A 4,544-nucleotide genomic window follows, 5' to 3' on the forward strand; every position below is an offset into this window, starting at 1 on the left:
GAATAGGGTAAAACCGTGAAGTGCCTTTTTATAAAGGCTTGTCACAGGAATATAGAGAAATAAGATTTTTTGCTGAGGTGTGGAAAAATGAAGATTGCAGTTAGCGGCGGCGGTACAGGTGGGCATATTTACCCTGCGCTTGCACTGGTCAGAGAGATACAAAAGAAAGATAAGAATGCTGAGTTTCTTTACATAGGGACTGAAAAAGGGCTCGAGAGCAAGTTAGTGCCCAGGGAAAATATACCTTTTAAATCCATACATATTACAGGTTTTAAAAGAAAAATATCATTCGAGAATGTTAAAACGATTTTGCGCTTTCTTAAGGGAGTCAGAGACAGCAAGAAAATGCTTAAAGAATTCAAGCCAGATGTCGTCATTGGCACTGGGGGCTACGTATGCGGACCGGTTGTCTATGCGGCCGCAAAAATGGGGATACCTACAATTGTCCATGAACAAAACAGCGTTCCTGGACTGACAAATAAATTCTTGAGCCGATATGTAGATAAAATTGCGATTTGCTTCGAGGAAGCAAGAGAGTTTTTTCCAGAACAAAAGGTGGTCCTTACAGGTAATCCTAGAGCAACAGAAGTGTTAGGACAAGATGGTATCAGGGGCAGGTTGTCCACAGGCTTAAAGCTTAAGGTGCCAACTGTGCTGATCTTTGGCGGCAGCAGGGGAGCAAGACCTATTAATGAAGCGGTTGTCAAAAGCTTAACAGAGTTAAGTGGCAAGCCATATCAGGTTTTGTACGTTACCGGTGACGTTCATTTTGATGAAGTTCAAAAAGAAGTTGATCTGGTTGGAAATCCGGAAAATGTGATTTTAAAACCATTTATCCATAATATGCCTGAAGTACTTGCTGGCGTAGATCTAACGGTTTCCCGTGCAGGGGCCACTACCCTTGCGGAACTTACATCATTAGGCATACCCAGCATCCTGATCCCAAGCCCGTATGTTACGGATAACCATCAGGAAAAAAATGCTCGTGCTTTAAGCGAAAATGGAGCAGCTCGCTTGCTGCTTGAAAAAGATTTGACGGGCCCTAAATTGGTTGAGAATATTGACCAAATATTAGGGAATGATGAAAGATTGGCCGATATGAAGAAAGCTGCAAAAAAGTTGGGCATACCTGACGCTGCCGAAAGACTTCACCACTTAATGGGGGAATTAGCGAAAAAGTAGCCTATAGGCTTGTGGCTGCATAAAATGGTCAAAATGATTGAAGCCTGAAAGGAAGGTAATTATGAAGGATCTAGCTGACAAACTTAGAGAATTGAACATCGGCTCTGTTAAGGAAAATGAGCCGCTGGCAAACCATACAACAATGAAAATTGGCGGACCTGCCGACATACTTATTGAGCCTTCATCAATAGATAATCTAAAAAAAGCAATTGATGTAATCAAAAACTCCGGAGTGAAGTGGACGGTAATCGGCAGGGGATCTAACCTTCTGGTTTCCGATAAAGGGATTGAAGGGGCTGTTATTAAGCTTGGATCTGGTTTGGATGAATTGAAAATAGAGGGGAACAGAGTGACAGCCGGTGGCGGAATGTCACTTGTAAACTTCGCGATCACCATCAGCCGGAAGGGTCTGGCAGGCCTTGAATTTGCGGGTGGCATTCCAGGTTCTATTGGCGGTGCTGTATATATGAACGCCGGAGCTCATGGATCAGATGTTTCAAAAATCCTTGAGAAGGCTTATGTGTTATTTGAGGATGGCACAATGGAGTGGCTTACAAATGAAGAGATGAAATTCTCTTATAGAACCTCAGTGCTCCAGAAAGAACGCCCTGGTATTGTGGTTGCTGCCGTATTTCAATTGAAGGAAGGCAATAAGGAAGTAATCGTTGCCGAATTGCATAAAAATAAAGATTACCGCAAAGAAACCCAGCCTTATAATTATCCAAGCTGCGGAAGTGTTTTCAGGAACCCGCTTCCTAATTATGCGGGCAACTTAATTGAGAAATCCGGTCTGAAAGGCCATCGCATCGGTGGAGCCCAAATTTCTGAACTTCATGGCAACTTCATTGTAAACACAGGGAATGCAAAGGCTGAGGATGTGCTTGGCCTCATTCAGCATGTAAAAGATACCGTCCTTGAATTACATGGAGTGAAAATGGAGACAGAGGTAGAAATTATAGGACGAAAATAGCAGTAAATTGCTTTAAGCTGTCAAATTCTGTGATATAATATTTCATTAGATTAGATGTAAACCATGTAGGGATACGGCATGATTTTCTTCGTGCCGTTGGTTTCTCTTTTTGTGCTTTTTAAAATCGCACAAAACCTGGCGGAATCAATATTATTACTTTAAAAATATACGATGCTCACACAGGAATCCATCAATGACATATTAAGATATTTCAGGAGGCTTTAACCTACAAAGTTACGATCAAAGATGTTAGTCTTTTATGGAATGGGTACAGCCGGTAAAGAGGGGATTGAAAATGGACAAGGGGAAAATCGTCTCAATAGAAGACCGAATTCCAAAACTAAAACATCAAAGACGCAAGAAAGCAAATCGTAGGTTAATCATGCTGCTGGCTTTGTTTTTTGTATTGATTGCCGGTGTAATCTATTTTCAATCTCCGCTCAGCAAGGTGAAAAGCATTACAGTGTCAGGCAATGAATCCTATACCTTTGAACAAATTGTCGAGGAGAGCGGGATTTCACTCCAATCTAATGTCTGGCAGATAAACAGGGAAGAGACTGAAAAAAAACTGGAGAAGATCCAGGAAATCAAGAACGCATCAGTCAAAGTCAAGCTTCCTAATACTGTTGCGATTGAGCTTGAAGAATTCAGCCGTCTTGCTTACATATCAAAAGGCAAGAATTTTTATCCGGTCCTTGAAAATGGACATATTCTTAGTGAAAAGCAAATCGATGAAATTCCTGTCAACGCACCAATTTTAATTGGCTTTAAAGAAGGAAAAGTTTTGGATGAAATGATTGATTCACTCGAGACCCTTCCCGGAGTGGTGATTAATTCGATTTCGGAAATTCATTCAAAGCCGGACAAGACGGATAGGTTCCTAATTAAGCTGTATATGAATGACGGTTTTGAAGTGAATGCTAGCTTGAGGACTTTTTCAGAAAAAATGGCACACTATCCTTCGATTGTCAGCCAGCTCGACCCTGATAAAAAGGGTGTGATCGACCTCGAGGTTGGCTCTTATTTTAAAGCTTATGAAGCAGAGGAAGCTGAGGAAGTTGAAATTGAAAAAGAAAGTGAACAGTAATCGTGTGATCCTTTCGCTCGTTTCCCTGGTGCTTGGCTTTATGGTCGCTTTTTCATTTCGTGTTACACAGGATGAAAGTAACAATGGCAAAGGCTTGACAAACAAGCAGTGGGAGCAGCATTTAAACCTGAGGAACGAATTAATAGATCAGGAAGAGAAAAACCGCGAACTGCAAAAAGAGTTAAATGCTAAGCAAGAAAAGGTTAGGAAAATTGAAACAAACCTTTCGAAAGAAGCACAAGTATTTTTTAACATGGCAGAAGATGCTGAAAAATACCGAATGTTTCTTGGCAAGGTGAAGGTCAGTGGTAAAGGTGTCAAGGTAACTCTTGCAGATGGAGAGTATGATCCTGACGAAGAAAATATCAATAACTATCTCGTTCATGAGCACCATGTTTTCAAGGTAATTAATGAGCTATACATTTCAGGAGCAGCTGCTATCGCCGTAAATGGGCAAAGAATTTCTCATAATTCCTATGTCTTATGCACCGGGCCTGTCATTACTGTAGATGGATACCAGCATCCTGCCCCCTTTGAAATTACTGCTATTGGTGACCCCAATGTTCTTTCTTCCGCATTAAATATTACTGGTGGGATAAAAGATCAGCTTGTAAACGATCAAATTGTTTTTACAATGGAAGAAATGGATGATATCAAGATGGATCCGATTCTTGGGAATTGATGCCTGAAAGATCATCATGCTTCCTAAATACGGAATTAATGTATGGGTATGAATGTTTAAATAGGCTTTTTCATACGGGGGATCCATTTCAGATCAGCATTTAGCAGAATTGGCATCGTATATAGCCTTACAGAAAGCAAGGTGAATACTTTTGGGCCGCCCTAAAAATCTAAGTTTTAGCATCATTGCGGCTATAATCGGATTGATGATCGCCATCCAGTTTCAGACAGTAAGGGAACCTGAAGTCAGGGACACGAGGGACACATGGCAGCTTCGAGAGGATTTAATGAAAGAGAAAGAAATTCAATCAAAGCTGCTTCTTGAAATCAGGTCAAATGAAGAGAAAATAGCGAAGTATGAAACTGAGCGCCAGCAGAGCAAAGAAGAAGTACTCCGGGAAACATTGAATGAATTAAAGGTTGAGGCAGGATTAACGGAGATAACAGGCCCAGGAATCACCCTGTCAATCGCCCCGGCTTTTAATTTGATTGTTGATGGAGACGATGTTCCTACCATTTCTCCAGACATGCTGAAAAGGCTTTTAAATGAGTTGAATATGTATGGTGCCCAGCATGTCTCAGTTGATGGGGAAAGGATTATCAATACAACGGTCATCCGTGACA

The 4,544-nt window shown here is 41.2% G+C and carries 5 protein-coding genes; all 5 read left to right on the forward strand.

What is annotated here, in order from left to right:
* Positions 1-87: 87 nt before the first annotated feature.
* Positions 88-1,182: an undecaprenyldiphospho-muramoylpentapeptide beta-N-acetylglucosaminyltransferase gene (murG, locus tag WB217_RS07580; protein ID WP_423992138.1), complete on the forward strand. Its 1,095-nt coding sequence runs from the start codon at positions 88-90 to the stop codon at positions 1,180-1,182.
* Between the two features lie 61 nt (positions 1,183-1,243).
* Complete coding sequence (murB, locus tag WB217_RS07585; RefSeq protein WP_423992140.1) at positions 1,244-2,152, forward strand: UDP-N-acetylmuramate dehydrogenase; 909 nt, start codon at positions 1,244-1,246, stop codon at positions 2,150-2,152.
* A gap of 295 nt (positions 2,153-2,447) precedes the next feature.
* A complete protein-coding gene (locus WB217_RS07590) occupies positions 2,448-3,239 on the forward strand; it encodes a cell division protein FtsQ/DivIB (RefSeq protein WP_423992142.1) in 792 nt (263 codons plus the stop codon).
* Positions 3,187-3,921, forward strand: a complete 735-nt coding sequence (locus WB217_RS07595; RefSeq protein ID WP_423992146.1) for a DUF881 domain-containing protein — start codon at positions 3,187-3,189, stop codon at positions 3,919-3,921. The genes WB217_RS07590 and WB217_RS07595 overlap by 53 nt, the downstream gene beginning before the upstream one ends.
* 151 nt (positions 3,922-4,072) lie before the next feature.
* Positions 4,073-4,544: DUF881 domain-containing protein (locus tag WB217_RS07600; RefSeq protein ID WP_423992144.1), on the forward strand; the 472-nt coding region annotated here is incomplete at its 3' end.

The organism is Mesobacillus sp. (assembly GCF_049588175.1).
In the GTDB taxonomy this organism is placed as follows: domain Bacteria; phylum Bacillota; class Bacilli; order Bacillales; family Cytobacillaceae; genus Mesobacillus.